A 4,505-nucleotide genomic window follows, 5' to 3' on the forward strand; every position below is an offset into this window, starting at 1 on the left:
GGAGCGCAGCGACTGAGGAATCTGCTGTGGAAAAACAGATTCCTCGCGCCTCTGGCGCTCGGAATGACAGGGAAAACAAGCAAACTGCCGCACTACATGCCGCGCAAATCAGTCGAAAACAGTGTCCATGTAATGGGAAGGGTTGATCACGGCCTCGATGACCGTGGGGCCGCCTGCGTGTAAAGCCTCCCGCACGGCTTTCTCCAACTCCTCGGGGCCGCGGGCGCAGACCACGGGAACGCCGAAGTAGTGCGCCGGCGGCTCGCGGTATTCTTCCCGCTGAAGCTCCGTTCCGTAGATTTGCATGTCCTGGCGATTTTGCTTGATCTGGATGAGCGAGAGCCACCTGTCGTCGAGCACGACAATCGGGAGCGGCAGGTTCAGCCGCTTCGCCGTGGCCACCTCGCCGCAGGTCATCTGGAAGCATCCATCCCCGAGAATGCAGACCACCGGAAGATCGGGCCGGGCCACTTTCGCGCCGATGGCGGCGGGAATGCCAAAGCCCATCGAGGACCATCCATTCGTGATCAAAAAAGTGCGCGGCGCGTGCGCGGTCCATTGGCTGGCGATTTGGTGGGTGTGCGCCCCGACGTCGAACGCAAGAACGCCGTCCGGCGGAAGCACGGCGCGGACGGCATCGATGGCGAGATGCGCGGCGAATCCCTCCGATGAAGGGCGGAGCGCCCGCTGGAACGCTTCCTTGTGCTGGAGGGCGGCACCGGCGGGCCACTCGCCGGGGCCCCCATCGAGCGAGAGGAGCTCGGCGATGGCGTGATCGAAATCGCCCACGGCCTGGTGGACCACCTGAACGGTGTCATCGGCGTCCACGGGGTCCACGTCAATGCTGAGAAGATTCGTCCCGCCGATCCACTGCTCGTATTCCACTTCGACGGGGTCGTAGCCGAGGCCGACGATCAGATCCGCTTCCTTCAGGAATTTCCGCTGCATCTTGCGCAGCGCCCGCTCGATGCAGCCCAGGGAGAGGGGATGGTCCTCGTCCACCATGCCCTTGGCCATGGTGGTTGTCGCGAAGGGGAGCTGGTGTTTTTCGAGAAGGCGGACGAGATTTTCCGGATTCTTCATCCGCAGGGCCGACATCCCGATAACGGCGACGGGGCGCTTGGCCCGCTGGAGAATTTCGGCGGCCTTGCGCAGGTCCTCCGCCGGCGCCTTGGCGGGCGGGATCCCCGCGGGAGGCGGCAGCGGCGCCTCGGCCGTGCTCTCGAGGGAAACATCCACCGGCAGATCGAGGTGCACCGGCCCGAAGGGCTCGCTCAGGGCGATGCGGAGCGCCTCCGCGATTGTCGAGGCGATCTGTCCGCTCCGCAGCGGGTAGCTGGCCTTCGTGAGGGGCCGGAAAAGGGTGTGGTGATCGATGTGCATCTGTATCCTTCGCCCCATCTGGTGGGTCGGGATGTTGCAGGTCAGGGCGATGAGCGGCGAGCGATCGAGATAGGCGTCTCCCACGCCCGTGGCGAGGTTCGTGGCCCCGGGGCCGAGCGTCGAGAGGCAGAATCCGGGCACCCCGGTCATCCGGCCCATGGCGTCCGCCGCGAAGCCCGCCGAGCCCTCGTGCGCGGTGAGGACGAATTCGATGCCCCCCTTGCGCATGGCCTCGATCAGGGGGAGCACCTGCCCGCTCGGGATGCCGAAGCCGTGGGTGATGCCTGCGTCTTTGAGCATCCGGACAATGAGGTCGGCATTGTTTCCTGTCATCGAAATCGCTCCGTGCTGCCGCTAGAAATCGCGGTAGATATTGAGAATGTCCTTGAGAATGGCGGCGGCGGCCCCCCGCGGATCGCTCTTTCCGCCGATCACGGCGACGCGATCCATCGTGTCCGTAGTGTATGCAATTCCTTTTTCCGCCCCGTCAACCCCGGCCAGGGGATGATCGGGCGCAAGCGCCTCGGGGCGAACGCTCGCCTGAAAGCCGCCGTCCTTCGTCCGCTCGACTTTTCCGATGAGGCGGATGACGCGGCCCCCGGCGGTGGCGGCCTGGATGTCTTCTGGCGAAACGCCTTGAATCCCCTCCTTCGGCACGTCCTCGGGGGCGATGTCGAGCCCCATGCAGACATTGGCGATGAGGGCGAGCTTGTTGGCGGTGTCGTGTCCTTCGACATCCAGCGCGGGGTCGGCCTCGGCGATTCCGAGCCGCTGCGCCTCGGCCAGCGCGTCCGCATAGGAAACACCTTGGCTTCGCATCCGGCTGAGGATGAAGTTGCTGGTTCCGTTCAGGATGCCTTCGATGGCGCGAATCTCCGTGCCCGCCAGACAGGTTTGGGCAACATCCAGGGTGGGCAGCGCCGCTGCGGCCGCCGCGGAAAGTTTAAGCGCCAACCCGGCCGCCGCGGCCTTCTCCCGGAGCGCCGGGTAGTGCCGGATGAAGGGGCCCTTGTTGGCGCTCACCACGTGCATTTTCCCCTCCAGCGCGGCCCGGATGTGCGAGAGGGCGGGCTCCCCCGTGTGAATGTCGGTCGGCGTGGTTTCGACGAGGACATCCGCCGCGGCGCGATGGATCAAATCAATGCCCTGCCAGTCGGGCTGCCAGTCGGTCTGGCGGAGGCCGGCCGCTGTGTTCAGGGTTCCGCTTTTCTCAAAAAATTCCGCGAGGGCGGCAGCGTCCAATCCATCCGGGGAATAGACGCTCCCCCCAAGTTCGCCCACGCCCAGAAGGAGGGATGAGAAGCCGAAGGCGCGGGCCAGGTATTCTTTTTTCTCATCCAGCAGGCGGGCGAAATTCCTCCCCACCCGCCCGAATCCGCAGATGATGATCCGAACCGGCTTCGACATCTTTTCTCCCGGAAAGAGGACACTGGGCCCCCTCTCATGCCATGCAGGGGGTGCAGGGTCAAGAACATCCCGGGCAATGGGTTCGTTTGCTTGCTTTTCTTGTCATTCCGAGCGCCGGAGACGGGCCCCCCGGTGGAGGGCCTCCCGCGAATCGGAGATTCGCCGGGGTGCCCGGCGCGAGGAATCTGCTTTTCCACAGCAGATTCCTCAGTCGCTGCGCTCCTTCGGAATGACACCGCGGGTCCACCCCGCAAACGGACCCACGACCACATCCCGGGCAAACGCCTTGCGCCCCCCCGGTGGGTGTGAGAGATATGGGCGTTCCGGGCAACAATCCCTGGAGATGGCTGTCCCACTGACCCCGAAAAGGAGCCGGAATGGCGAATCTCTCACTGACGGCGGCCTTCGGCGGCTACGATCGGATGAACGTTCTCCGGACCGGCGACATCCGGCCCGAGGGGATCGATCTGCGGGTTTTCACCCTTCCGCCGACGGAAATTTTTTACCGCATGTGCCGTTTTCAGGAGTTCGATCTCTCCGAAATGTCCATGGGGGCGCATTGCTACCTCACCGGAACGGGGGAGAATCCTTTTATCGGGATCCCCGCGTTTCCGAGCCGGGTGTTCCGGCACTCGATGGTCTACGCCAACACGGATGCGGGCATCGAGACTCCGGCCGATCTCAACGGCAAGCGGATCGCCATCCGGGAGTGGGGGATGACCGCCGTGGTGTGGATCATCGGCATCCTCTGCGAGGAATACGGGCTCGACATCAAGACGGTGGACTGGGTGGCGGCCATTGAGCCGCGCGTGCCGATCCCGATGCCGGCGGGCGCGCGCCTCCGCTATTTGAAGAAGGGCGAAAACGTCTCCGGCCTGCTGGAATCCGGCGAGGTGGACGGTGCGCTCCTCCACCAGGTCCCCGATTGCTTTGCGCAGGGCTCCCCGCGGGTGAAGCGCCTTTTTCCCGATTACAAAAAGGCCGAACTCGACTACTACCGCCGGACGGGCGTTCATCCGATCATGCACTGCGTGGTGCTCCGCAAGGCGGTACACGAAGAGGCGCCCTGGGCGCTGCGAAGCCTCTACAAAGCGCTGTGGGAGGCCAAGCGCAAAACGCAGGGCGCGCTCCTCGACACCGGCGCCCTCGCCGCCATGATCCCCTTCCTGCCCGCGGTGATGGATGAGACGCGGGAGATTTTCGGGGAAGATTTCTGGCCCTATGGGTTCGAGGCGAACCGGGGCACGCTGGAAAATCTCGTGCGCTATGCGCACCAGCAGGGGCTCACCCCGCGTCTCCTGGAAGTCGAAGCGCTTTTCGGCGAATCTGTCCGGGACGAAAGATTTATCTGAATCGCCTTTTCGCATCCGCCGCCCGGGGGCGATTCCCTTTCCCTGAAAAGGGGATCCGCCTGTGACGGTTCCCGCCACGAAAATTCTGTATGCGGCCCCTTTCCGGCGGCTCGAAGCGCTTCTCGCCGCTGCGCTGGATCGCTTCGCGGCGGGCGACCCCCTCCGTGAGCGGCGCGTCCTCGTCACCTCGAACCGCCTCCGCGATCACCTTCAGGCCCTTCTGGCGAAAGAGCGGGCCTACGCCGGCGTTTCGTTTCTCACGCTGCGAGATCTGGCGGCAGAGCTGGGGGAGCCCTTTTTTCGAAAAGAAGGCTTCCGGCGGCTTCCGGCGCTGGGCGGCGCGGCCCTTGGCGAGAAGGGGCT

General features: G+C 64.7%; 4 protein-coding genes. 2 read left to right on the forward strand and 2 right to left on the reverse strand.

The window, feature by feature from the left end; translation table 11 throughout:
- Nucleotides 1-108: 108 nt before the first annotated feature.
- The gene (locus O2807_12405) at nucleotides 109-1,716 is read right to left on the reverse strand and encodes a thiamine pyrophosphate-binding protein (GenBank protein ID MDA1001301.1); all 1,608 of its coding nucleotides are present in this window, start codon (nucleotides 1,714-1,716) and stop codon (nucleotides 109-111) included.
- 21 nt (nucleotides 1,717-1,737) lie between these two features.
- Nucleotides 1,738-2,790 (reverse strand): homoserine dehydrogenase, encoded by a 1,053-nt coding sequence (locus tag O2807_12410; GenBank protein MDA1001302.1) that lies wholly within the window; start codon nucleotides 2,788-2,790, stop codon nucleotides 1,738-1,740.
- Between the two features lie 377 nt (nucleotides 2,791-3,167).
- Between O2807_12410 and O2807_12415 the strand changes: the two genes are divergently transcribed.
- Together O2807_12415 and O2807_12420 are read left to right on the forward strand one after the other, a co-directional pair.
- Nucleotides 3,168-4,142: an ABC transporter substrate-binding protein gene (locus O2807_12415; protein MDA1001303.1), complete on the forward strand. Its 975-nt coding sequence runs from the start codon at nucleotides 3,168-3,170 to the stop codon at nucleotides 4,140-4,142.
- 61 nt (nucleotides 4,143-4,203) lie between these two features.
- A partial coding sequence (locus O2807_12420; protein MDA1001304.1) for a hypothetical protein occupies nucleotides 4,204-4,505 on the forward strand: 302 nt, incomplete at its 3' end.

The organism is bacterium (genome assembly GCA_027622355.1).
Taxonomy (GTDB): Bacteria; UBA8248; UBA8248; order UBA8248; family UBA8248; genus JAQBZT01.